We start from the raw sequence: 21,460 nt of genomic DNA, 5'->3' as shown, positions 1-21,460 counted from the left end.
TTTGATCGACCTGAGGGGCGCGTTTGCAACCTTGGAGAGAAATATTCTCCGACCCTGCACCACGGCGCATTGGACTTGCCGTCGCCCGCCGGGGGGGTGAGTCGTTGATGCAACACCTGCGGCAGAGATGCACGCATCGGCCACACGCGGGCGTGAGCGCGATTGTGGCGTGCGAATCGGTAGGCGCATGATCCGGCAGCGCGTCGGCGGGTCGGCATTTGGGGATGCCGGTCCGTGCGTCGTTCCACCGGGGGATGCCTTTATGAACCATGTTGTCGAGCCCGCCGCGCTCTTTGACCTCCGTGCGGCGGCACGTCGCGGCGGCAGCGCGGCGGCGCCTCTCGCCGTCGCGGTCGCCGCGCTCGAGCGTTGCCTGGCCGAGGCGCATGAGGATGGCGACATCGGCGCCGTCCGGCGCCTGCATGTGGCCCTCACGGTCCTGATGCTCGGCGCGGACGCGGGGTTCAGCCGCTGAACGCCGGCGCCCGCCGTCCGGGCGCCAGCGGGAAGGCATAGAGGCGCTGGGGGCCGAGCAGGAAGGCGCGACCCCCGCGCGGGAACAACGACGCGATCGCAGGGTCTGCCACGTCCAGGCCGCCGGTGAAGGCGCCGAAGGCCGGCATCAGCACGCGCGCGCCGTCGCTCACGAAGCAGGGCCGCACGATGCCGCCCGCGCGCGTCGGCGCCGCTGCCTTCGGATGCAGGTGGCCCGCGATCTCGCCCTTCGCGCGCGTCGCCGGGACATGGCGAAAGACAAAGGGCCCCTCGGCGTGTTCCGCTGCCGCCATGCCCGGCAGGCCGGCGGGCGGCGAGGGATCGTGGTTGCCGGCGACCCAGACGGCCTCGATCCCGGCCAGCGCGTGCAGGACCGCCGCGCGATCCGCCGCCGCCAGACGCGACGGGCCGTCGTCGTCATGGAAGCTGTCCCCCAGGAACACGACGCGCCGCGGCCGATAGAGGCGGAGCAGCGGCACCAGGCGCGCCAGCGTCTCCCGCGTGTCCCAGGGCGGCAGCAGGCGGCCGCGGGCGGCGAAGGCGCTGCCCTTCTCGAGATGCAGGTCGGCCACGCACATCAGCCGCCGCGCCGGCCAGTGCAGCACGCCGGCCGGGTCCAGCATCAGCCTCTCGCCCGCGATGTGCAGGGGGGCCGCGGCCATCAGCCGGTCACCATGCGCGGCGCCGAGCGCCGCCATTTCGACCGCCGCTTCTCCCGTGCGACGGAGGTGCCGCGGACCGGCACGGCCTCGGTCACCTCGGCCAGCGTCTCGGCGAAATGCTCGGCGCCACCGGTCGCATCCGCCACCAGCGCGGCGGCCTCGGCCAGCAGCGCGTCCTCGGCGCCGCCGGCCACCCATTCTCGCCCTTCCTCGATCAGCGCGGGCACCGCCAGCGGCGAGACGCGGTCGAGCGCGCGGTGGCGGATGCGGCCCTTCACGCGGGCCAGCAGGGAAGCGATGCGCGCCACGTCCGTCAGCCCCTGCGCCGCTTCCGCCCGCGTCGCGCGCAGCAGGATGTGGTCGGGCTGGTGGCGGCGCAGCACGTCGTAGATCAGGTCGGAATTCATCGTCATCTGGCGGCCCGATTTCTCCTGGCCCGGGTGCTTCTTCTCGAGCAGCCCGGCCACGGTCGCGACGTTGCGGAAGGTCCGGCGCAGCATCGAGGATTCCGCCAGCCATTCCTCCATCTCGTCGCCCAGGATGTCCTCGGCAAAAAGGTCGTCCATCTCGGTCGGCGGAAAGGCGGACCAGACGGTCAGCACGTAGTCCGTCCCGACATAGCCGAGCGGGCCGAGCCCGCGCCGCTCCATCCGCTTCGTCACCAGCATTCCCAGCGTCTGGTGCGCGAGCCGCCCCTCGAAGGTGTAGGCCACCAGGAACCACTTGCCGCCGCGTGGGAAGGTCTCGACCAGCAGCCCGTCGCGCGGCGGCAGCTCGGATTTCAGGCGCTGCAGCCGCAGCCATTCGCGCACCGGCTCGGGCAGGTGCGTCCAGCGCCGCGGGTCGGACAGGATGGCGCGCACGCGGGCGGCGAGATACGTCGTCAGCGGCATGCGCGTGCCGGCATAGACGGGCACGCGCGGCTCGCCCTCCCCGCCGCGGGAGACGATGACGGCGGCGGGGTCGAGCCGCTCGTAGCGCAGCACCTGGCCGCCGAACAGGAAGCAGTCCCCGGGCTCCAGCGTCGAGACGAACCATTCCTCCACCTCGCCCACCACGCCGCCGCCACGGATGCGGACCTTGAGCATCGGCGTCTCGACGATGGTGCCGAGGTTCATGCGCAACTGCCGCGCCGCCGCCTGGCCGCGGATATGCAGCATCCCCTCGGCATCGCGGAACAGCCGGCGGAAGCGGTCATAGGCGGCGAGCGCATAGCCGCCATCCTCGACGAAGCCGACCACGTCGTCGAAGTCGCGGCGCGCGAGGGCGGCATAGGGGCCCGCGCGCGTGACCTCGGTATAGAGCGCATCCGGGTGGAACGGCGCGCTGCACGCCATGGCGAGCACGTGCTGCGCCAGCACGTCGAGCCCGCCGGGCCGCGGCGGCTCCCCGTCCAGTTCCCCGGCCGCGGCGGCCTCCGTCGCGGCGACGCATTCCACCACCTCGAAGCGGTTGGCGGGCACGAGCACGGCGCGGGAGGGTTCGTCCATCCGGTGGTTGGCGCGGCCGACGCGTTGCAGAAGGCGCGAGACGCCCTTCGGCGCGCCGACCTGCACCACCTGGTCCACGTCGCCCCAGTCGATGCCGAGGTCGAGCGAGGCCGTCGCGACCACCGCGCGCAGCCGGCCCTCGGCCATCGCGGCCTCCACCTTGCGGCGCAACCCGATCTCGAGGCTGCCGTGGTGCATGCCGATCGGCAGCGCCGCCTCGTTCAGCCGCCATAGCGCGGCAAACACCAGTTCCGCCTGGGCGCGCGTGTTGACGAAGACGATCGTGACGCGCGCCGCCTCGATCCGCCGGTAGATCTCGGGCGCCGAGGCGAGGCCCATGTGCCCGCCCCAGGGCAGGCGCCCTTCGGGCAATTGCAGGTCGAACACCGGGGCGGCGCCGCCCTTCGTCTCGATCAGCCGGACGTCATCGGGCCGCGCGGTCGGCGACAGCCAGGCGCGCAGCGGCTCCGGATGCGCGACGGTCGCCGAGAGCCCGACGCGCCGCGCCCCGGGCGCCAGCGTCGCGAGCCGCGACATGCAGAGCGCCAGCTGGTCGCCGCGCTTGGTGCCGGCCAGCGCATGCGCCTCGTCCACGATGATGGCACCGAGGCCGCCGAACAGCGCGGGCGCATCGGGCAGCGAGAGCAGCAGCGTCAGGCTCTCGGGCGTCGTCAGCAGCATCTGCGGCGGGCGTTCCCGCTGCCGGGCGCGGCGGTTCACCGGCGTGTCGCCGGTGCGGGTCTCGATGCGGATGGGCAGGGCCATCTGCTCGACCGGCAGGGTCAGGTTGCGCGCGATGTCGACCGCCAGCGCCTTGAGCGGCGAGATGTAGAGCGTGTGCAGCCCGTCCCGCGGGTTCGCCGCCAGATCCACGAGCGAGGGCAGGAACCCCGCCAGCGTCTTGCCGCCGCCGGTCGGCGCCAGCAGCAGCGCGTGCTCCCCGCGCTGCGCCGCCTGCAGCAGCGCCATCTGGTGCGGCCGCGGCGTCCAGCCGCGCGACGCGAACCAGCCGGCGAAAGGTTCTGGCAATGTTCTCATTCGGCGGGCAATATGGCGGCGGTTCCCGCTTCCGGGAAGCCGCCCAATATGCGCCCCGTGACATCCCCCCATCCCGAGACCTGGCTGAAGGTCACTCCGTCCGGCCTGTTCTGCGAACCGGGCGGCTTCTACATCGACCCGACGCGCGCGGTGGAGCGCGCCGTGGTCAGCCACGGCCATTCCGACCATGCCCGCCCCGGCCACGCCCATGTGCTGGCGACGCGCGAGACGCTCGCCATCATGACGCAGCGCATGGGGGAGGGCAGGGCCGGTGCGACCCAGCAGGCGCTGGCGCTCGGCGAGGTTCTCGACGTGAACGGCGTGCGGCTCTGGCTGCGCCCGGCGGGTCATGTGCTGGGCTCGGCGCAGGTCTGCCTCGAATGGCGGGGGTCCCGCGCCGTGGTCTCGGGCGACTACAAGCGCCGCCGCGACCCGACCGCGGCGGGCTTCGAGCCCGAGCCCTGCGACGTCTTCGTGACGGAAGCCACCTTCGCCCTGCCGGTGTTCCGCCACCCGCCGGCCGAGGCCGAGATCGCGCGGCTGCTGCGCTCCGTCGCGCTGTTCCCCGAACGGACGCACGTCGTCGGCTGCTATTCGCTCGGCAAGTGCCAGCGGCTGGTCGCGCTGCTGCGGGAAGCCCGGTGGGACCGCCCGATCCACCTGCACGGCGCGCATGTCGCGCTCTGCCGCGTCTATGAATCGCTTGGCGTGAAGCTTGGCGACCTCCGCGCCGCGACGGTCGCGAAGAAGGACGAATTGCGCGGCGCGATCGTGCTGGCGCCGCCCTCGGCGGTGGCGGACCGCTGGGCGCGTCGGCTGGCGGAACCGGTGGTGGCCGTCGCCTCGGGCTGGATGCGCGTGCGCCAGCGCGCGAAGCAGGGCGGCGTCGAATTGCCGCTGGTGATCTCGGACCACGCGGACTGGGACGAATTGCTCGCCACGGCCGACGACGTCCAGGCGCCCGAGGTCTGGGTGACGCATGGGCGGGAGGACGCGCTGATCCACGCGCTGGCGCAGCGCGGCATCCGCGGCCGCGCCCTGCATCTGGTCGGCCGCGGCGAGGAGGACGAGGACGCCGCGCCCGAGGCCGCCGCATGAGCCTGCCCGCCTTCGCCGAACTGCTCGAACGCCTGGTCTTCACGCCCGGGCGCAACGCGAAGCTGTCGCTGCTCGGGCGCTGGTTCGCGGACCAGCCGGACCCGGAGCGCGGAATCGGCCTCGCGGCGATGACCGATGAACTGGTCTTCGCCGTCGCCAAGCCGGGCGTGATCCGCGAATTGGGCGCGGCGCGGATCGATCCGGAATTGTGGCGGCTGTCCTACGACTATGTCGGCGACCTGGCGGAGACGCTGGCGCTGGTCTGGCAGCCGCGGGCGGGCCTGCGATCGCGCAGCGCCACAGGCGCGGAGCGTGAATCGCAGGCGATGGAGGAGGCCACCAACGCGCCGCCGCCGACCCTGGCCGAGGTGGTCGAGGCGCTCGAGACGACGCCCCGGGCCGGGATCCCGGCGCTGATCGCGGGCTGGCTCGACACGCTCGATGCCGGCGGGCGGCTCGCGCTGATCAAGCTGGTGACGGGCGGGCTTCGCGTCGGCGTCTCGGGCCGGCTCGCGCGCGTGGCGCTGGCCGAATGGTCCGGCCGGCCGGTCGAGGAGATCGAGGAAGTCTGGCACGGCGTCGCACCCCCCTATGCGCCGCTGTTCCGCTGGCTGGAAGGTGCGGCACCCCGTCCTGACCCACGCGACACGCCGGTGTTCCGCCCGCTGATGCTGGCCCATCCGCTGGAGGCGGCCGACCTCGCGGCGCTGCACGCGCCCGACTGGCGCGCGGAGTGGAAGTGGGACGGCATCCGCGTGCAGATCACGGCCGGGCCGGGCGGCCGGCGGCTGTGGTCGCGGGGCGGGGAGGACATCTCCGGCGCCTTCCCCGAGATCCTGGCCGCCATGGAGTTCCACGGCGTGCTGGACGGCGAATTGCTGGTGGTGCGCGACGGCGAGGTCGCGCCCTTCGCCGACCTGCAGCAGCGCCTGAACCGCAAAGGCGTGACCGCGCGCATGCAGCGCGACTTCCCCGCCGCGGTGCGGCTCTATGACCTGCTGTTCGAGGGTGCCGAGGATCTGCGCGGGCTGCCCTTCGACGCCCGCCGGGCGCGGCTCGAAGCCTGGCATGCGCGCGCGGCGCCGGCGCGGATGGAGCTGTCCGCCCTGGTGCCCTTCGACAGCCTCGACGCGCTGTCCCGCATCCGGGACGGCGCCCGCGCCGCGTCGATCGAGGGGCTGATGCTGAAGCGCGCCGACGCGCCCTATGTCGCCGGGCGCGTGAAGGGCCTCTGGTGGAAGTGGAAGCGCGACCCGCTGACGGTCGACGCCGTGCTGATGTACGCGCAGCGCGGGCACGGCAAGCGCAGCAGCTTCTATTCCGACTACACCTTCGGCGTCTGGCGGGACGACGGGGAGCTGGTGCCGATCGGCAAGGCCTATTCCGGCTACACGGACGAGGAACTCGCCTGGCTCGACCGCTGGATCCGCAACAACACGGTGAACCGCTTCGGCCCGGTGCGGGAGGTGGAGCGCGGCATCGTCTTCGAGGTGGCCTTCGACGCGGCACAACTGAGCACGCGGCACAAATCCGGCGTGGCGCTGCGCTTCCCGCGCATCGCGCGCATCCGGCGCGACAAGCCGGTGGAGGAGGCGGACCGGCTGGAGGCGGTGATGGCGCTATTGGAGAAGCGCTCCGGTTGACGCATGCCATGGCGTGGTCCCCCATGACGGCGAAGGTTCCAGCCGGAGGATCCCGCCATGCGTGCCGCCCCGCTCGCCGCCGCCCTGGTCCTTGCCGCCGCCTCCGCCGGGGCGCAAAGCCTGGCCATCGGCCTCGCCACCGCGCCCACCGCGATCGACCCGCACTACCACGCGCATGCGCAGAACAGCGCCACCGCCACGCATGTCTTCGAGACGCTGCACGCGCCGGATCACCTCATGCAGCTCCAGCCGCGCCTGGCGCGGGAGGCGACGACCATCGATGGCCGCGTCTGGGAGATCCGCCTGCGCGAGGGCGTGCGCTGGCACGACGGGACGCCCTTCACGGCCGATGACGTCGCCTTCTCGCTGCACCGGGCCGGCAACGTGCCGAACAGCCCGGGCTCCTACGGCACCTACACGCGGGAGATCGGCACGGTCGAGGTGACGGGGCCGCATTCGCTCCGCATCACGGCGCGCGCGCCGGCGCCGCTCCTGATGTCGAACCTCTCCAACATCTTCATCGTCTCCCGCCGGCACGGCGAAGGCGCGGGCACCGAGGACTACAATTCCGGCAGGGCGATGGTCGGCACCGGCCCCTATCGCTTCGCGCGCTGGTCCCCCGGCACCGAGATCCACTTCACCCGCAACGACACCCATTGGGAAGCGCCGCAACCTTGGGAGCGCGTGGGCTTCCGCGTCGTCACCAACCCGCCCGCGCGCGTGGCCGCGCTGCTGTCGGGCGATGTGGACCTGATCGCCGACGTGCCGTCCTCCGACGTCGCGCGGCTCGCGGCGGACCGCCGCTTCCAGCTGTTCACCGTGTCGTCGAACCGGCTGGTCTTCCTGGGCTTCGACCGGACCGACGCCGCGCTCGCGACCGGGCTGATCCGCGCGGCCGAGGGCGCCCCCGCGCTCACCGCCAATCCACTGGGCGATGTAAGGGTGCGGCGCGCGCTGTCCATGGCGATCGACCGGCGCGCGATCGTCGAGCGCATCAACGAGGGCCAGGCCATCGCCACCGGGCAGTTCCTGCCCGAGGGCTTCTTCGGCCACTTCCCGGACATTCCCGTCGAGCCGCACGACCCGGACGGCGCGCGCCGCCTCCTGGCCGAGGCCGGCTACCCGAACGGCTTCCGGCTGACCCTCGCGACCTCGAACGACCGGATCGTCAACGCGGCGCGCCAGGTGCAGGCGATCGCGCAGATGTGGAGCCGGATCGGCGTGGCGACGGTGGTCGAGATGATGCCGCACGCGGTCTTCACGCCGCGGCGCAACCGCTACGAGCTGCCGGTCTTCCTCTCCTCCTGGGGCAACCAGACGGGGGAGCCGCTCTATACGCTCGTGCCGCAGCTCGGCACGCGCTCGCGGGAGACGGGGCTCGGCGCGGCGAACCGCATCCGGTATTCCAACGCGGAGCTCGACCGCCTGCTGGTCGCGGCGGGCGCGGAGCTGGACCGCGGGCGGCGGCTTGCCCTGCTGCGCCAGGCGACGGACCTCGCGCTGTCGGAGGCGGTGATGCAGCCGCTGCTGCTGCAGGTGAACAACTGGGGCGCGCGGCAGGGGCTCGCGATGGTGCCGCGCATCGACCAGTACACGCTGGCCATGAGCGTCCGCCCGGCGGATTGACCGCCCCCTGGCCGCGTGGTGCGCTCCCCCGCCTGAACCACGGGGGAACGAACCATGCCGATCGCACCCAACCTCGCGCGCCGCCGCCTCGAAGCGGGCGAACTCGCCCTCGGCTTCGGCGTGCACCACCTGCGCACGCCGGCGGTCGGCATGATCGCGGCTGCGTCGGGCTTCGACTGGCTGTTCGTCGACATGGAGCACGGCGCGATGAGCGTCGACGACGCCACGCGCATGTGCATGGCCGCGCTCAGCCAGGGCGTCACGCCCATCGTGCGCTGCTGCAAGGACGCGCTGTTCGAGGGCACGCGCTGCCTCGACAACGGCGCCATGGGCGTGGTCGTGCCGCACGTCGACACGCGGGATGAGGCGGAGGCCGTGGTGCGCGCCTTCCGCTACCCGCCGCTGGGCGAGCGGTCCTGGGGCGGGCCGCCGGCGCAGTACGGCTTCGTGGTGGCGGACACCGCCGCGGCGCAGGCGGAACTGAACCGCGAGGTCCTGATCACCGTGATGATCGAGACCCCGCGCGCGGTCGCGAACGCCGCCGCCATCGCCTCGGTGCCCGGGGTCGACTGCCTGATGATCGGTACCTCGGACCTCACGGCCTCGATGGGGATCGCGGGGCAGATCGGGCATCCCGACGTGCGCGATGCCTATGCCCAGGTCGCCCGCGCCTGCCAGGCGGAGGGCAAGCACATGGGCATGGGCGGCGTCTACGACGAGAAGGTGGCGCCGGACTACATCGCGCTCGGTGCCCGCTTCCTGCTGAGCGGCTCGGACCATTCCTTCCTGATGGCGGGCGGCGGCGGCCGGGCGAGGTTCCTGCGCGGGCTGCAGCGCTGAGGCGCCATCCGTCCGCCCGGATGGATGGCGTGCCGGGCCGCGCCCTGAAGCCCCGGCGGTGCATGCGGTCGCGCATCCTGCCGTCGCCCGGCGCCCGACCGGGCGGTGCCGTCGGCGCGGGCCGGGCTCGGCCGGGGCGGGACCTCCGGCCGGATGACCCCATCGGGTCGGAGGCCGCTCCTGGCGCCGTGCCGGCGGGTTGACGATTTTGCGAAGCGTTCGCAATTCATCTTGCGAGCGGTTCTCATTTGCAGTACCACCACCTCCGCCAACCAACGGGGTCATCCGATGCTGCGACGCCACCTCCTCGCCCTTCCCGCCGCCACGCTGCTGGCGCGGCCCGCCTTGGCGCAGGACCGCACGCTCAACCTCTATTCGTCCCGCCACTACGACACCGACCGCGCGCTGTACGATGGCTTCACGCGCGAGACCGGCCTGCGCATCCGCCTGATCGAGGGCGATGCCGACCAGTTGATCGCCCGCATCCAGTCCGAGGGCGCGAACACGCCGGCCGACGTGCTGATCACGGTGGATGGCGCGCGGCTCGCGCGCGCCGTCGCGGCCGGCATCCTGGCGCCGACGCGCAGCGACCTGCTCGCCGGCCGAATCCCGGACAGCCTGCGCGACCCCGAGGGCCAGTGGTACGGCGTCTCCCGCCGCGCCCGCGTCGTGATGTACGACAAGTCCCGCGGCCGGCCCGCCGTCGCGCGCTACGAGGATTTGGCGAAGCCCGAGTTCCGCGGCCAGATCCTGGTCCGCACCTCGGCCCATCCCTACAACACCTCGCTCATGGCGAGCGTCATGGTCGCCAATGGCGAACAGGCGGCCGAGGCCTGGGCGCGCGGCATCGCGCAGAACCTGGCCCGCCCGCCGCAGGGCGGCGACACGCCGCAGTTCCAGGCGGTGGCCGCCGGCGTCGGCAGCCTTGCCATCGCGAACACCTACTACCTGGCGCGCTTCGGTGCCTCCGACCGCGCCGCCGACAAGGCGCTGTACGAGAAGATCGGCGTGATCTTCCCGAACCAGGCCGAGGGCGACCGCGGCACGCATGTGAACGTCTCCGGCGCCGGCGTGGTGCGTTCATCCTCGAACAAGGAGATGGCGCTGAAGTTCATCGAGTACCTGTCCGGCCCCCGCGCGCAGGAGATGTTCGCCAACGGCAACTTCGAATACCCGGTGGTGGCCGACGTGCAGCCGCACCCGGCGCTCGCCGCCTTCGGCACCTTCCGTGCGGATGCGCTGAACGCGCAGCGCTATGGCGCGATGGCGCCGCAGGCGCTGCAGGTCATGCAGCGCGCGGGCTGGCGCTGACCCCGCGCCCGGCGCCATCCTGCGCGGGATGGCGCCGGAAGATGTCCTCTGCGACTGCAACAGGCTGACGCACGCGGTGGTCGCTGCGGCGATCGCGACCGGCGCGCGCAGGCCGGGCGAGGTCTATGCCGCCTGCGGCTGCGCGGCGCAGTGCGGCCGCTGCCTCGACATCATCCGGGCGATGCTGGCGGCGGCGCGCTGAGCGCCGCCGCCATGGCGGCGAAGCGGTCCGGGTCCGCCATCACGCGCGGCACCTTGTGCTGCCCGCCCATCTTGCCCTCGGCGCGCATCCAGCCCGCGAAGGCTCCGGGCGGCAGCAGCACGACCGCGGGCGGGCCGAGCTGACCGCCATCCCGGTGCGCGGCGTAGTCGTCGTTCTCGGCGCGCAGCGCGGCATCGAGCGCCGCGGCCAGCCGCCCCGCGACATCGGGCGGCGCGGCGTCCGCCGCCTCCACGCACCACCGGTGCCGCCCGGCATGGCCGTCGAATTCCGGCCCGACCGCGTATTCCGCGACCGCGATCCCGGCCTCCCGCGCCGCGGCCAGCAGCGCCGCCTCGATCTCCGCGCCATCGAGATGCTCGCCGAAGGCCGAGAGCGTCCAGGAGGTCCGCCCCGTCACCAGCAGCCGCGGTGGCGCGCGCTCCAGGAACCGCACCGTGTCCCCCAGCACGTAGCCGAAAAGCCCGGCGCAGGAGGACACGACGACGGCATACTCGACGCCCGGCTCGACCGTGGCCGCCCAGTGGCGCGTCGGCGCCGCCGCAGCCAACTCCTCGACCGGGACGAACTCGAAGAAGCAGCCGCGGTCGAGGACGAGGCGCAGCCCTTCCCCGTCGCCGCGGTCGGCGATGGCGACGAAGCCCTCGCTCGCGGGATAGACCTCCCGCGTTGCGCAGCCCGGCGGCAGGTAGGGGGCCAGGCGGTCGCGATAGGGTGCCCAGGCGACGCCGCCATGGATCAGCAGTTCGAGCGCTGGGAGCGGCGGCGTGCCGTGCAGCGCGGCCAGCCGCTCGAACAGCACCAGCAGCCAGGAGGGCGTGCCCGACAACGCGCGGATCGCGCCGACCGGCGCCTCGCGTGACAGCCGGTCGAGCTTCGCGTCCCAGGCCGCCATCAGCGCGATCTCCTCGGGCGGCCAGGACCAGCGGCGGAGGAATCCCGGCACCTCGTGCGCCGCGATGCCCGACAGGTCGCCGGCGCGCACACCCGGCGCCACCTCCTCCAGCGCCGTCGAGCCGCCCAACATGAAGGACAGCCCTGCGAAGGGGCGCGCGCGCGGATGCGCGGCGAGGTGCCAGGCCAGCACGTCGAGGGCGGCGCCACGATTGGCGCGCACCATCTCCCGCGTCACCGGGATGTGCTTGGTGCGCCCCGAGGTGGTGCCCGAGGACAGCGCGAGGTAGGGCGTACGCCCGGGCCACAACACGTCGTCCAGTACCGGCAGCGCGTCCCGCAGGTAGGCGTCGTGCAGCGCCTCGTAGCCGCGCAGCGGCACTGCGCGCTGGAAGTCGGCGACGCTGCGGATCGCCGCGAAGCCGTGGTCGCGCCCGAAGCGCGTGCCGGCCGCGCGGCGCACGAGTCCGAGCAGCAGCGCCGCCTGCGTCGCGGCCGGCTCCATGGCGCGCAACTGCCTGACGCGACGCGCCGCGACCAGCCTGAGGCAGGGCGTCGCGTCGAAGGGCGGCGTCATGGCGGGTCGAGCCGCGTCACGCGCGGGAATTCCGCCGCGACCGTCGCCGGCGTCAGCGGGATGCGGATGGACCGGCGTTCCAGCCAGAGCGGCACCTGGTCCGCGAAGGCGGCCGAGCCGAGCCAGCCATCCTGCCCGCCCCAGAGGGTGAACCAGTTGGCGTCCGGGTCCGCCATGTCGCTGACATGCCGCGCCATCGAGCCGAAGGCGGCGTTGTGGCGCTGCGTCACCAGGCCGTGGCTGGTCTTCATCGGCGTCTCGCGCGAACCGCCGACGGGGTGCCCGTCATAGGCGAAGGCGCCGCCCACCACCGGCAGGTTCACGAGCCAGTGGGAGACGCGCAGGCGATGCATGTCCCCCCAGGTGCCGAGCGCGGCGAGATCCGCCGCCGCCTCGGAAGCCGCGTCGCGCAGCAGCGCCGTGCGCTGCGCGGGATCGAGCGCGTCGAGGTCGGGCAGCAGGAAGGCCGTGATGAAGTTCCACTGGCTTTCCGGCGCGCGGCGGCTGCCCGTGGCGTCCTGCCGCCCCGCCTCCGCGAGCCGCGGCACGAGCCGCGCGAGCAGCACCTCGAAGGCCACGGGCGCGCGGCTATCGGCGCGGTAGTCGCCATCCCAGCCGCGCAGCGCGGCGGCGATGGGCGCGGCCTCGGCAACGTCGTCCAGTCGCGCCAGCAACGCCGCCGCCAGCCGCCCCGCGCGGGGGGACCGTGTGTCGGTCTGGATCGCCATGATGTCGGCCGGCGTCGCGCGCGGCAGCGCGACCAGCATCTCGCGCAGCCGCTCGACGCGGTCGCTGTCCGAGAAGAAGAAGCCCATCGGCGGCGGCGCCCGGCCACCGAGCGGCTCCGGCCGGTTGTTCGCGCTGGCGAGGAAGCCCTCCCGCGGGTTCACGACGAAGGGCAGGTCCGGCGTGCGCAGCAGGCGCCCCCAGGGCGCGGTTGCGGCCGGGTCGCGCGCATCGAGCACGGGGTCTTCCGGCGCGGCGCCGGCGCGGGACGGGATGGTGGTCGCGTAGAACTGCCCGATGCTGCCGTCGCGCGCGGCCCACAGCATGTTCTGCGCCGAGACGCCGAAGCGGTCGAAGGCGGCGCGGAAGTCACGCCCGTTGCGCGCGCGCGCCGCGGCCAGCAGCGCGGTGATCTCGTCGGTCGGCTCGTGCCCGACCCAGCGCAGCGCGATCACGTCACCCTCCCGGCGCGGCACCACCTCGGCATCGGTCAGCACCGGGCCGTGCGGCGTGATGCGCACCTGGCGCGTCGTGGCGAACCAGAGGCGTTGCCCGATGCGCACGGTCTCGGTGCGGAAATCCTCCGGTGGCAGGGCCGAGACGTCGAACAGGTCGGACGACGCCGCGCGCATGTTGGTGCCGCCCCAGCCGATCTCGGCATTGCGGCCGACGCCGATGATGGGCAGCCCCGGCACCATCAGCCCGACCGCGTGGAAGGATGGGGATCGCATCCCCGCCGCCAGCCAGAGGTTGGGCAGGTTCAGCCCGAGATGCGGGTCCGAGCCGATCAGCGCGCCGCCGCTCGCCGAGCGCCGTCCTGCCACGGCTACGGTGTTCGACCCGGCGCGGGAGGTGCCGGCCAGGATCTCTCGGATCACGGCGAGGCGCCGGCCTGCGAGCGCCGCCTCGGGCGCCGAGGAGCCGGCCGCGACCGTGCGTTCCCACAGCCGTGCGAAGCCCGGCGTGCCGCGCGCGGGCAGCAGCGCGAAGTAGCGGAGCCAGTTCACGTCCGTTCCCGCAAGCCGTCCGATCGCGAGCAGGTCGTCCTCGGTGTAGGGTTCGGGCCTGAGGCCGAGCAGCGCGAATTCCGGCGGCGCCGCACCGGTCATGGTCGCGTGGTTGAGGCCGGCGACGAAGGCGGCCATCAGGCGCCTGGTCTCCTCTGGCCAGGCCGCGCGGATGGCGGGCGCGGCGCGGCCGAAGTCCAGGATGCGCAGCGCGTGGTCGATATCCGCCGCGAAGGGTCCCGCCGCCTCGGACAGCCGTCCGCGCGCGGCCAGCCGCAGCAGCGCGACCTGCGCACCCCGCAGGTGCCCGTGCACGAGGCCGAGCGCATAGAACAGGTCGCGATCAGTCGCCGCCTCCACCCACGGGACCATGTGGTCGTTCCAGCGGATGGTGACCGGCTGCTCGACCGCGGCGCCGGCGGCGGGCAGGGCGGCGATCCGCCGATCGACCGCGACCGGGCGCGGGTCGAGCGCCGCGCAGGCCGGCAGCAGCATCAGGAACGGGATCAGGACGCGCATCATGCCCGCCACCTTGGGCCGCGGCGGACGCGCGGCAAGGGTCAGGGGGCGAGCGCGCGCGCGGTCACGTCCTCCGCCACCAGCCCCGCGAAGCCGGGCGCATGGGTGATCGCGCCGGCCGAGAGCATGGCTGCCTCCAGCCGCGCCAGCGCCTCCGGCGGGAAGCGCGGGTCGGTCGTCCAGACGCCGAGCGCGCGGTAGCGGTCGACTGCGCGCGCGGCGGCCTCGCGGTCCAGGCCCTCGAAGAAGGGGGCGATGGTCGAGACGATCTCGGCTGCGCCCGCCTCAGCGAACCAGGCGAGCGTCGCGGCGAGCCCGCGCACCATCGCCTCGAAGGCCGGGCGCTTCGCCTCGATGACGTCGAGGCGGCCGTAGAAGGCGGTGTAGGAGGTCGCGCCGCGACTCGCCTGCGCGTACCAGGCATGGCCGGTGCCCGCGATCTCCATGGCGCTGACCAGCGGCTCGAAGAGCTGCGCGACATCGAGCGTGCCGGCGGCGACGGCGGCGGCATTCTCGGCCATGCTCCGGTCGGTCACGCGCGCGACGGCGTCGGGGTCGATGCCGGCGCGACGCAGGTCGTCCTGCAGCGTCCACCAGGGCGTCGGCACCTCGCTGACCGTGCCGAGCGTCAGGCGCGCGAGGTCCGCCAGCCGGAAATCCGGCCGCGGCGCGCGCCCGACCAGGAAGAACGGATCGCCCATCACCACCGCGCCGAACAGCCGCAGCGGGCAGGCATGGTCCTTGTCGTGCGCGAGCAGCAGGCGCATCGGCCCGCCCCAGGCGAGGTCCGCGATTCCCTCCAGCACGCTGTCCTTGGCGAGCGAGGGCACGGTGCCCGGTAGCAGCCGCACCTCGACGCCCTCGCTGGCATAGGCGCCCCGCGCCAGCGCCGCGTAGAAGGGCGCGTAGAACAGCGCGCGGAAGGGTTCCTGGAGCGTAACCTGGTGCATTGCGGATCCCCCGGGGCTGGCCAAGGCGACAGGGTGGCGTAACGTGGCCTCGCCGCCAACCGCCCCCGGGAGGGTTCCATCATGCTCCGACGCTCGCTCCTCGCTGCCGCACCCGCGCTGCTCGCCGTGCCCGCCCTCGCGCAGGACCGCTATCCGAGCCGGCCGATCCGCCTCGTCATCCCCGTCGGCGTGGGCGGCGTGACCGACATAACGGGTCGCATCATCGGCGAGGCGCTGAGCACGCAGCTCGGCCAGCCCGTGGTGCCGGAGAACGTGCCGGGCGCCGGCAGCACGATCGGCGCGGCCGCCTTCCATCGCGCGGCGGCGGACGGCTACACGCTGTTCATCGGCACGAACAACCACCCGGTGATGAAGGCGCTGCGGCCCGATTTCCCGCACGACCCGATCACCGACTTCGTGCCGGTCGCCCTGGTGGGGCGGCAGCCCTTCGTGCTGGCGGTGCACCCGTCCGTCCCGGCGCAGGATGTGGCGCAGCTCATGGCGTGGCTGCGCCAGCGCGGCGACGCGGCGAATTTCGGCTCGACCAACCCCGGCGCCACCAACCACATGGCGGGCGAGTTGCTGAAGCAGATGACGGGCGTGGACTACACGATCGTGCCCTACCGCACGGCGGCGCTCGCGGTGCAGGACCTGGTCGCGGGGCGGATGCAGCTGACCATCGACAGCCCGACCATGCTGGCGCCGCTGATCCAGGGCGGGCAGGTGAGGGGCCTCGCCGTCACCTCGCGCGAGCCGTCGCCGCTCGTGCCCGGGCTGCCGAGCATGGCGGGCGCCGGCATCGCGGGCTACGAGCTGACCGCCTGGCAGGTGCTGTTCGCGAAGCCCGGCACGCCGCCGGCGATCGTCTCGACGCTCGAGGCCGCGGCGATGCGCGCGCTGGCCGACCCCGCCGTGCGGGCGCGGCTGCGCGCGGCGAATGTGGACACCTGGCCCGACACCTCTGCGGCGGCAGCGGCCGCGCATGTGCGGGCCGAGGTCGAGCGCTGGGCGCCGATCGCCGACCGCGTCCGCCAGGCGGGCTGAGCGCCATGCGCGCGCATCGTCCGCTGATCATGGGCCGCCGCGGCGCGGTGGCGACCAACCACCCCGTCGCGACCGCCGCGGGGATGGAGGTGCTGAAGGCCGGCGGCTCGGCGGCCGATGCGGCGGTCGCAGTCTCGCTCACGCTCGGCGTGGTCGAGCCGCACATGTCGGGCCTCGGCGGCGACGGCTTCTACCACCATTGGTCGGCGAAGACGGGACGCGCCGAGACCTTCGCCGGCACGGGCCAGGCACCGGCGGCGGCCACCATCGCGCGCTACCGCGCCGAGGGCGGCATCCCGATCGACGGCCCGCTCTCGGTGCAGACGCCGGGCAAGCTCGCGGGGCTCGCCGCGCTGCACGCCGCGCATGGCGGCAGGCCCTGGGGCGCCCTTTTCGGCCCAGCCATCGAGGCGGCGCGCGACGGCTTCGCGGCGACGCACATGCTGCGCAAATTCGCCGCCGACAATGCGCGGCGGATCGGCGCCTGCCCCGCCAGCCGCGCGATCTTCCTGCCCGCTGACGGCGCGCCGCCGGCGCTCGGCGCCGTCGTGGCGCAGCCGGCGCTGGCGGCGACGCTGGAACGGCTTGCCGCCGGCGGCGCAGAGGAGTTCTTCGCCGGCGCGCTGGCGCGCGACCTCGCCGCCGATCTCGACGACGCGGGCGCGCTGGTCGCGGGGCCGGACCTCGCCGCCGTCGCGGCGCTGCGCGGCGAGCCCGTCGCCATTCCCTGGCGTGGCTTCGAGGTGCGCCAGACCCCCGCACCCTCCATGGGCTTCGCGCTGCTGCAGATGCTGGCCATCGTGGAGGGCCGGGACCTCGCCGCGATTGGCTGGGGCAGCGCGGAGCTCGTGCACCTGATGGTGGAGGCGAAGAAGCGCGCCTTCCTCGACCGCGAGGCCGAGGCCGGGCGCGAGGCGCCGGATTTCGCCGCGCTGTTCTCCGCGTCGCGCATCGCCGCCCATGCCGCCGCGATCGGGCCGCGCGCCGCGCGCCTTCCGGTCCGCGCCATGGCGGAGGCCGACACCACCTATTTCTGCGTCGTGGATGCCGAGGGCAACGCGGTCTCGGCCATCCAGTCGATCAACTCGGCCTTCGGCTCGGGCGTCACGGGCGCGCGCACGGGCATCCTGCTGAACAACCGGATGGCGTACTGGCATCTGGACGAGGGGCATCCGAACGCGCTCGCGCCCGGCCGGCGCGTGCGGCACACGATGAACGCGCCGATGGTGATGAAGGACGGCCGCCCCTGGATGGCCTTCGGCACGCCCGGCGCCGACAACCAGGTGCAGATCAACTTCCAGGTGCTGGTCGCCGCCGCGGTCTTCGGCATGGACCCGCAGCAGGCGGTCGAGGCGCCGCGCTGGACCTCCTCCCAGCCCGGGCAGGAGAGCAACTACCCGCATGGCGGCGGGGAGGTGCTGACGGTCGAGCGCGGCCTCGGCGAGACCACCATCGCCGGGCTGCGCGAACGCGGGCACGAAGTGAAGGTGGTGGGCGACCTCGAGGGGCCGTGCAGCGTCGCCGCGATCCGCGTGCTGGAGAACGGCGTGCGGATGGCGGGGTCCGACCCGCGGCGGGATGGGTGGGCGGCGGCGTACTGACGGGCAGCAAGGTCGGGGGAGGGGAACCTCCCCCGATCCCCCTCCCTTCTTTGTCACTTGGCGCCGATCCTTGGAGGTGTGGCGCCAGGTGACAACGAAGGTTCCGGGGGAAGAAGTTCCCTTCTCCCCCCGCCCTTCACGCACCCCGCGCGAGGATCCCCTCGACCACCGCCTGCACCTCGAAGGCCTCGCGCAGCGTCGCCAGGTGATGCGCCTCGCCGCGGGTCATGGCGGCGACGCCGTCCAGCTGCCGCTTCAGCACCATCGGGCGCATGCGTTCGTTCGGCAGCGCGTCCTGCGCGGCGGACCACACGCCGTCGGCGCCGCGGCGCTCGGCATAGGACCAGTCGCGCAGTCGGATCGCGCCGGCCGGGCCTTCCAGGATCCAGGTGTTGTGGTCGTCGGCCAGCGTGGTGCCGACGCCGCCCGAGATCGTGGCCGGCACGCCGCCGGCCGAGAGCCGCGCCGCGATGGCGGTCTCGGACCGCCCCGGCACGGCGAAGGTGGCGCGCGCGTCTTCCAGCGCGAGCGGGCCCAGTTGCCGGCGCGTCAGGAACAGGAAATGCGACAGCACCTCCCGCGTGAAGCCGCCCTGTTCCGGCCGGTCGAGCCATGATGCCGCGTCGCGCTGCCAGGACCTTGGCCAAGCGGCATAGGCGAGGGTGATGGCAAGCTCCCGCGGCGTGCCGACCGCGCCTTCCTCCCGCCACGCGGAAAGCTGCGCGACGGCCGGCGAGGACGCCATCGGGAAGTTCACTGCGCCCCGTGCGCCCGAGGCTTCGGCTGCCTCCACGAAGGCGCGCGCGGCGTCCACGTCGGTCGCCAGCGGCTTCTCCAGGAACGCCGCCTTGCCCGCGGCGAAGGCGGCCTTCGCATGCGCCAGGTGGAAGGCGGGCGGCGAGGCGACATAGAGGCAGTCGCACGCGGCGATGACGTCCTCGGCCGAGGGCAGCATCGCGACGCCCGGCACGGCGGCGGCGAGGCGCGACGCGGCCTCCGGCGCCGGGTCCCACACGCCCGCCAGGCGGACCTGGTCGTGCTGCGTGGCGAAGCGCGCGAGGCGCTCCCCCATGATCCCGAAGCCCACGATGCCGAGGTCGATGCGATCCGCCATGCGCTGATCCTCCCGCGTTGCGGGCGCCTGTATCGCCGCCTTGCGCGGCGCGGTCTATCCTCCGCGACCGTGACGGAGGGGGAACGCATGAACGACACGGTACTGCTGACGCGCGAGGGCCCGGTCGCGCGGCTGACGCTGAACCGCCCCGCGCGGCGCAACGCGATGAACGGCGCGATGGGGGAGGCGCTGGACGCCGCGCTCGACGAACTGGCCGTCGACCGGTCGCTGCGCGTGGTGGTGATGTCGGGCGCGGGCGGTCATTTCTGCGCCGGGCTCGACCTCACGGAGGTGGGGTCGCAGGCGGATGAGGCGGAGCGCCTTGCCGCGGCGCAGGATCGCAACCGCCGCGCGGGCGAACGCTTCGTCCGGCTGGCCGCGCTGCCGCAGGTGGTGGTGGCGGCGATCGAGGGTGCGGCGCATGCGGGCGGGCTCGGCTGGGTCTGCGCGGCGGACATCGCCATCGCGTCGTCGGATGCGCGCTTCTGCGCGCCCGAGGTGCGGCGCGGCCTTGTGCCGGCGCAGATCCTGCCCTGGCTGGTGCGCCGCATGGGCCGCAGCGCGGCGACGCGCATGGTGCTGCGCGCCGACGTGATCGACGCGGCGGAGGCGGGGCGGCTCGGCCTCGTGCAGCAGGTGGTGGCGGATCGCGCCGCGCTGGATGCGGCGGTCGGCGCCGTCGTCGCCGACATCGCCGAGGGCGCGCCGCTGGCGCTCGCCGAGACCAAGGCGCTGATCGCGGCGCTCGGCCCGCTTTCGCCCGTGGGCTATGCCGAGGCCGGCGCCCAGGCCTTCGCGCGCTGCGCGGCCGGCGAGGAAGCGCGGGAGGGCATCGCCGCCTTCCGCGAGAAGCGCAAGCCGCGCTGGGCCGGCTGACCGCGCGGCAGGCAGCCTGCCGGCAAGCGCGGCAGTTCGCGCGCCGCGCGGCCGGATCTGCGCCGGCCGGGGGCTTGCGCCCCCCTCCGGACGGGGTTCTGATGCCCCGGCGTCAGAACAAGGGAGAATGCGTGATGGGCTTCCGTCAGCTTCGCGCGGCTGTCCTCGCCGCCGCCGTCGCGGCCCTGCCGATGGCAACCGTGCCGGTCCCCGCCGCCGCGCAGCAGCGCCCGCTGGTCTGGGGCGACACGCTGCCCGCGACGCTCGACCCGCATGCGATCTTCGACGTGCCGAGCCAGTTCGTGCTGCTCAACGTCTACGACGGGCTGTACCGCTACCAGGGCAACCCGCCGAACCTCGTGCCCTGGCTGGCCGAGGGGCACACCACGAGCGCCGACGGCCTGACCTGGGAATTCACGCTCCGGCAGGGGATCAAGTTCCACGACGGCAGCGACATGACGGCCGAGGACGTCGTCTATTCCTTCCGCCGGCTGCTCGCGATGAACCGCGCGCCGGCCGCCGCCTTCCGCCCCGTGCTGCCGCCGGAGAACGTGACGGCCACCGGGCCGCGCACGGTGCGCTTCGTGCTGACCTCGCCCTATGCGCCGTTCCTCGCGGCCATCCCGCTGGTCGCGATCGTGAACCAGCGCGCCATCCAGCCCCATGTGGTCAATGACGACTGGGGCGCGGCATGGCTCGCGAACAACAGCGCGGGATCGGGCGCCTACCGCGTCGATCCGGCGAACTACCAGACGCGCGTCTCGATGGACATGGCGCGCTTCCCCGGCCACTTCATGGGCTGGTCGCACAACCAGGCGCCGGTCGAGCAGGTGCGCGCCCGCCCGGTGCTCGAGACCTCGACCCGCGTGCTGGCGCTGCTGCGCGGCGAGATCGACGCGACCGACAGCTACCTGCCGACCGACCAGGTGGAGCGCGTCGACCGCAACGCCCGCACGCGCGTCGCGCGCGACGAGAGCATGCGCGTCTTCATCATCCGCATGAACAACCGCAAGCCCCCCTTCGACAACCGCGACGCGCGGCTCTGCTTCGCGCATGCCTTCAACTACCAGGGCTTCAACGAGGTGATCCTGCGCGGCCTGGTCGTGCGCAACGGCGGGCCCAACCCGAACAACCTCTGGGGCAATCCGCCGGACCTGGCGCCCTACGCCTTCAACCTCGAGACCGCGCGCCAGCATTGCGACCGGGCGCGGGCCGCCGGCGCGCCGATCGGCCGCGAGATCGAGATCCACATCCAGTCGGAGCTCGAGCAGACGACGCAGGCGGCGCAGATGTTCCAGGCGGACCTGCGCCGCATCGGCATCAACCTTCGCATCGTGCCGAACACCTGGGCGAACATCACCTCGGCCACGCGCGCGGCCGACACGACGCCCGACATGTGGATCCACTGGGTCTCGACCTATTTCGTCGATCCCGAGAACTGGGTCGGCCAGATGTACGACAGCCAGTTCCATGGCACCTGGAAGGCGAGCGCCTGGTACACGAACCCCGAGGTCGACACGCTGCTCCGCCGCGCCCGCGCCAGCCTCGACCGCGCCGAACGGGAGCGCCTCTATCAGGACGCGACGCGCCGGATCGTGGCCGACAGCCCGGACATCTGGGTCTACAACACGCTGAACTTGCGCGGCCTGACGCGGCGCGTGCAGGGCTACAGCTTCTCCCCTGTCGGTTCGGGCGGCGAGATCCGGCTGATGTCGCTGGCGAACTGAGC

General features: G+C 73.5%; 17 protein-coding genes. 11 read left to right on the top strand and 6 right to left on the bottom strand.

Going from position 1 to position 21,460, the window contains the following annotated elements; genetic code table 11:
- Positions 1 to 262 precede the first annotated feature (262 nt).
- A complete protein-coding gene (locus tag E8M80_RS01800; RefSeq protein WP_137123932.1) occupies positions 263 to 475 on the top strand; it encodes a hypothetical protein in 213 nt (70 codons plus the stop codon).
- Here the strand turns inward: E8M80_RS01800 and pdeM are convergent.
- Positions 465 to 1,157 (bottom strand): ligase-associated DNA damage response endonuclease PdeM, encoded by a 693-nt coding sequence (gene pdeM, locus E8M80_RS01795; RefSeq protein WP_137123931.1) that lies wholly within the window; start codon positions 1,155 to 1,157, stop codon positions 465 to 467. The genes E8M80_RS01800 and pdeM overlap by 11 nt on opposite strands.
- Positions 1,157 to 3,685 carry a ligase-associated DNA damage response DEXH box helicase gene (locus E8M80_RS01790; RefSeq protein ID WP_137123930.1) on the bottom strand — a complete coding sequence of 843 codons (2,529 nt, stop codon included), beginning with the start codon at positions 3,683 to 3,685 and terminating at the stop codon, positions 1,157 to 1,159. The genes pdeM and E8M80_RS01790 overlap by 1 nt, the downstream gene beginning before the upstream one ends.
- 48 nt (positions 3,686 to 3,733) lie before the next feature.
- Between E8M80_RS01790 and E8M80_RS01785 the strand changes: the two genes are divergently transcribed.
- The 6 genes from E8M80_RS01785 (at position 3,734) to E8M80_RS01760 (ending at position 10,405) form a co-directional block, all read left to right on the top strand.
- Positions 3,734 to 4,783, top strand: coding sequence for a ligase-associated DNA damage response exonuclease (locus E8M80_RS01785; protein ID WP_240789846.1), 1,050 nt, complete (start codon positions 3,734 to 3,736; stop codon positions 4,781 to 4,783).
- Positions 4,780 to 6,426: a cisplatin damage response ATP-dependent DNA ligase gene (locus E8M80_RS01780; protein WP_240789845.1), complete on the top strand. Its 1,647-nt coding sequence runs from the start codon at positions 4,780 to 4,782 to the stop codon at positions 6,424 to 6,426. The genes E8M80_RS01785 and E8M80_RS01780 overlap by 4 nt, the downstream gene beginning before the upstream one ends.
- Before the next feature lie 57 nt (positions 6,427 to 6,483).
- Positions 6,484 to 8,052, top strand: coding sequence for an ABC transporter substrate-binding protein (locus E8M80_RS01775; RefSeq protein WP_137123928.1), 1,569 nt, complete (start codon positions 6,484 to 6,486; stop codon positions 8,050 to 8,052).
- A 54-nt stretch (positions 8,053 to 8,106) separates the two neighbouring features.
- Positions 8,107 to 8,892 carry an HpcH/HpaI aldolase/citrate lyase family protein gene (locus tag E8M80_RS01770; RefSeq protein WP_137123927.1) on the top strand — a complete coding sequence of 262 codons (786 nt, stop codon included), beginning with the start codon at positions 8,107 to 8,109 and terminating at the stop codon, positions 8,890 to 8,892.
- A 288-nt stretch (positions 8,893 to 9,180) separates the two neighbouring features.
- Positions 9,181 to 10,203, top strand: coding sequence for an extracellular solute-binding protein (locus E8M80_RS01765; protein WP_137123926.1), 1,023 nt, complete (start codon positions 9,181 to 9,183; stop codon positions 10,201 to 10,203).
- A gap of 28 nt (positions 10,204 to 10,231) precedes the next feature.
- The gene (locus E8M80_RS01760; RefSeq protein ID WP_137123925.1) at positions 10,232 to 10,405 is read left to right on the top strand and encodes a bacterioferritin-associated ferredoxin; all 174 of its coding nucleotides are present in this window, start codon (positions 10,232 to 10,234) and stop codon (positions 10,403 to 10,405) included.
- Here the strand turns inward: E8M80_RS01760 and E8M80_RS01755 are convergent.
- Genes E8M80_RS01755 through E8M80_RS01745 form a run of 3 tightly spaced genes read right to left on the bottom strand, consistent with a single transcriptional unit; the run spans position 10,374 to position 15,096 of the window.
- A complete protein-coding gene (locus E8M80_RS01755; protein ID WP_137123924.1) occupies positions 10,374 to 11,894 on the bottom strand; it encodes a GH3 auxin-responsive promoter family protein in 1,521 nt (506 codons plus the stop codon). The two genes, E8M80_RS01760 and E8M80_RS01755, sit on opposite strands and share 32 nt — an antisense overlap.
- Entirely contained in the window at positions 11,891 to 14,149 is a 2,259-nt protein-coding gene (locus tag E8M80_RS01750; protein WP_137123923.1) for a penicillin acylase family protein, read from the bottom strand. Before E8M80_RS01750 ends, E8M80_RS01755 begins: the two co-directional genes overlap by 4 nt.
- A 38-nt stretch (positions 14,150 to 14,187) precedes the next feature.
- Positions 14,188 to 15,096, bottom strand: a complete 909-nt coding sequence (locus tag E8M80_RS01745; protein WP_170979145.1) for an ABC transporter substrate-binding protein — start codon at positions 15,094 to 15,096, stop codon at positions 14,188 to 14,190.
- A gap of 81 nt (positions 15,097 to 15,177) precedes the next feature.
- On the opposite strand from E8M80_RS01745, the gene E8M80_RS01740 reads away from it, so the two are divergent.
- Both E8M80_RS01740 and E8M80_RS01735 read left to right on the top strand, forming a co-directional pair.
- The gene (locus tag E8M80_RS01740) at positions 15,178 to 16,140 is read left to right on the top strand and encodes a tripartite tricarboxylate transporter substrate binding protein (protein ID WP_137123921.1); all 963 of its coding nucleotides are present in this window, start codon (positions 15,178 to 15,180) and stop codon (positions 16,138 to 16,140) included.
- Between the two features lie 5 nt (positions 16,141 to 16,145).
- On the top strand, positions 16,146 to 17,741 hold the full coding sequence (locus E8M80_RS01735) for a gamma-glutamyltransferase family protein (RefSeq protein ID WP_137123920.1): 1,596 nt from the start codon (positions 16,146 to 16,148) through the stop codon (positions 17,739 to 17,741).
- Positions 17,742 to 17,877: 136 nt separating this feature from the next.
- Here E8M80_RS01735 and E8M80_RS01730 read toward each other — a convergent pair whose 3' ends face one another.
- Positions 17,878 to 18,855 carry a Gfo/Idh/MocA family protein gene (locus E8M80_RS01730; protein ID WP_137123919.1) on the bottom strand — a complete coding sequence of 326 codons (978 nt, stop codon included), beginning with the start codon at positions 18,853 to 18,855 and terminating at the stop codon, positions 17,878 to 17,880.
- 87 nt (positions 18,856 to 18,942) lie between these two features.
- Between E8M80_RS01730 and E8M80_RS01725 the strand changes: the two genes are divergently transcribed.
- On the top strand, positions 18,943 to 19,731 hold the full coding sequence (locus E8M80_RS01725) for an enoyl-CoA hydratase/isomerase family protein (protein ID WP_137123918.1): 789 nt from the start codon (positions 18,943 to 18,945) through the stop codon (positions 19,729 to 19,731).
- A 134-nt stretch (positions 19,732 to 19,865) separates the two neighbouring features.
- Complete coding sequence (locus E8M80_RS01720; RefSeq protein WP_170979144.1) at positions 19,866 to 21,458, top strand: ABC transporter substrate-binding protein; 1,593 nt, start codon at positions 19,866 to 19,868, stop codon at positions 21,456 to 21,458.
- The last annotated feature ends 2 nt before the right edge of the window (positions 21,459 to 21,460 follow it).

Origin of the sequence: Roseomonas sp. HF4 (genome assembly GCF_005222755.1) — a bacterium.
Lineage (GTDB): Bacteria > Pseudomonadota > Alphaproteobacteria > Acetobacterales > Acetobacteraceae > Neoroseomonas.
Note: the sequence above shows the minus strand (reverse complement) of the source record. Positions and strands in the feature narration are given on the sequence as shown.

What these genes read in the sequence shown, in the direction of transcription:
- E8M80_RS01745 (WP_170979145.1), bottom strand. Translation starts at nt 15,096, where the DNA reads ATGCACCAGGTTACGCTCCAGGAACCCTTCCGCGCGCTGTTCTACGCG.
- E8M80_RS01785 (WP_240789846.1), top strand. Translation starts at nt 3,734, where the DNA reads ATGCGCCCCGTGACATCCCCCCATCCCGAGACCTGGCTGAAGGTCACT.
- E8M80_RS01775 (WP_137123928.1), top strand. Translation starts at nt 6,484, where the DNA reads ATGCGTGCCGCCCCGCTCGCCGCCGCCCTGGTCCTTGCCGCCGCCTCC.
- E8M80_RS01765 (WP_137123926.1), top strand. Translation starts at nt 9,181, where the DNA reads ATGCTGCGACGCCACCTCCTCGCCCTTCCCGCCGCCACGCTGCTGGCG.
- E8M80_RS01730 (WP_137123919.1), bottom strand. Translation starts at nt 18,855, where the DNA reads ATGGCGGATCGCATCGACCTCGGCATCGTGGGCTTCGGGATCATGGGG.
- E8M80_RS01735 (WP_137123920.1), top strand. Translation starts at nt 16,146, where the DNA reads ATGCGCGCGCATCGTCCGCTGATCATGGGCCGCCGCGGCGCGGTGGCG.
- E8M80_RS01780 (WP_240789845.1), top strand. Translation starts at nt 4,780, where the DNA reads ATGAGCCTGCCCGCCTTCGCCGAACTGCTCGAACGCCTGGTCTTCACG.
- E8M80_RS01725 (WP_137123918.1), top strand. Translation starts at nt 18,943, where the DNA reads ATGAACGACACGGTACTGCTGACGCGCGAGGGCCCGGTCGCGCGGCTG.
- E8M80_RS01720 (WP_170979144.1), top strand. Translation starts at nt 19,866, where the DNA reads ATGGGCTTCCGTCAGCTTCGCGCGGCTGTCCTCGCCGCCGCCGTCGCG.
- E8M80_RS01740 (WP_137123921.1), top strand. Translation starts at nt 15,178, where the DNA reads ATGCTCCGACGCTCGCTCCTCGCTGCCGCACCCGCGCTGCTCGCCGTG.
- E8M80_RS01750 (WP_137123923.1), bottom strand. Translation starts at nt 14,149, where the DNA reads ATGATGCGCGTCCTGATCCCGTTCCTGATGCTGCTGCCGGCCTGCGCG.
- E8M80_RS01800 (WP_137123932.1), top strand. Translation starts at nt 263, where the DNA reads ATGAACCATGTTGTCGAGCCCGCCGCGCTCTTTGACCTCCGTGCGGCG.
- pdeM (WP_137123931.1), bottom strand. Translation starts at nt 1,157, where the DNA reads ATGGCCGCGGCCCCCCTGCACATCGCGGGCGAGAGGCTGATGCTGGAC.
- E8M80_RS01790 (WP_137123930.1), bottom strand. Translation starts at nt 3,685, where the DNA reads ATGAGAACATTGCCAGAACCTTTCGCCGGCTGGTTCGCGTCGCGCGGC.
- E8M80_RS01755 (WP_137123924.1), bottom strand. Translation starts at nt 11,894, where the DNA reads ATGACGCCGCCCTTCGACGCGACGCCCTGCCTCAGGCTGGTCGCGGCG.
- E8M80_RS01770 (WP_137123927.1), top strand. Translation starts at nt 8,107, where the DNA reads ATGCCGATCGCACCCAACCTCGCGCGCCGCCGCCTCGAAGCGGGCGAA.
- E8M80_RS01760 (WP_137123925.1), top strand. Translation starts at nt 10,232, where the DNA reads ATGGCGCCGGAAGATGTCCTCTGCGACTGCAACAGGCTGACGCACGCG.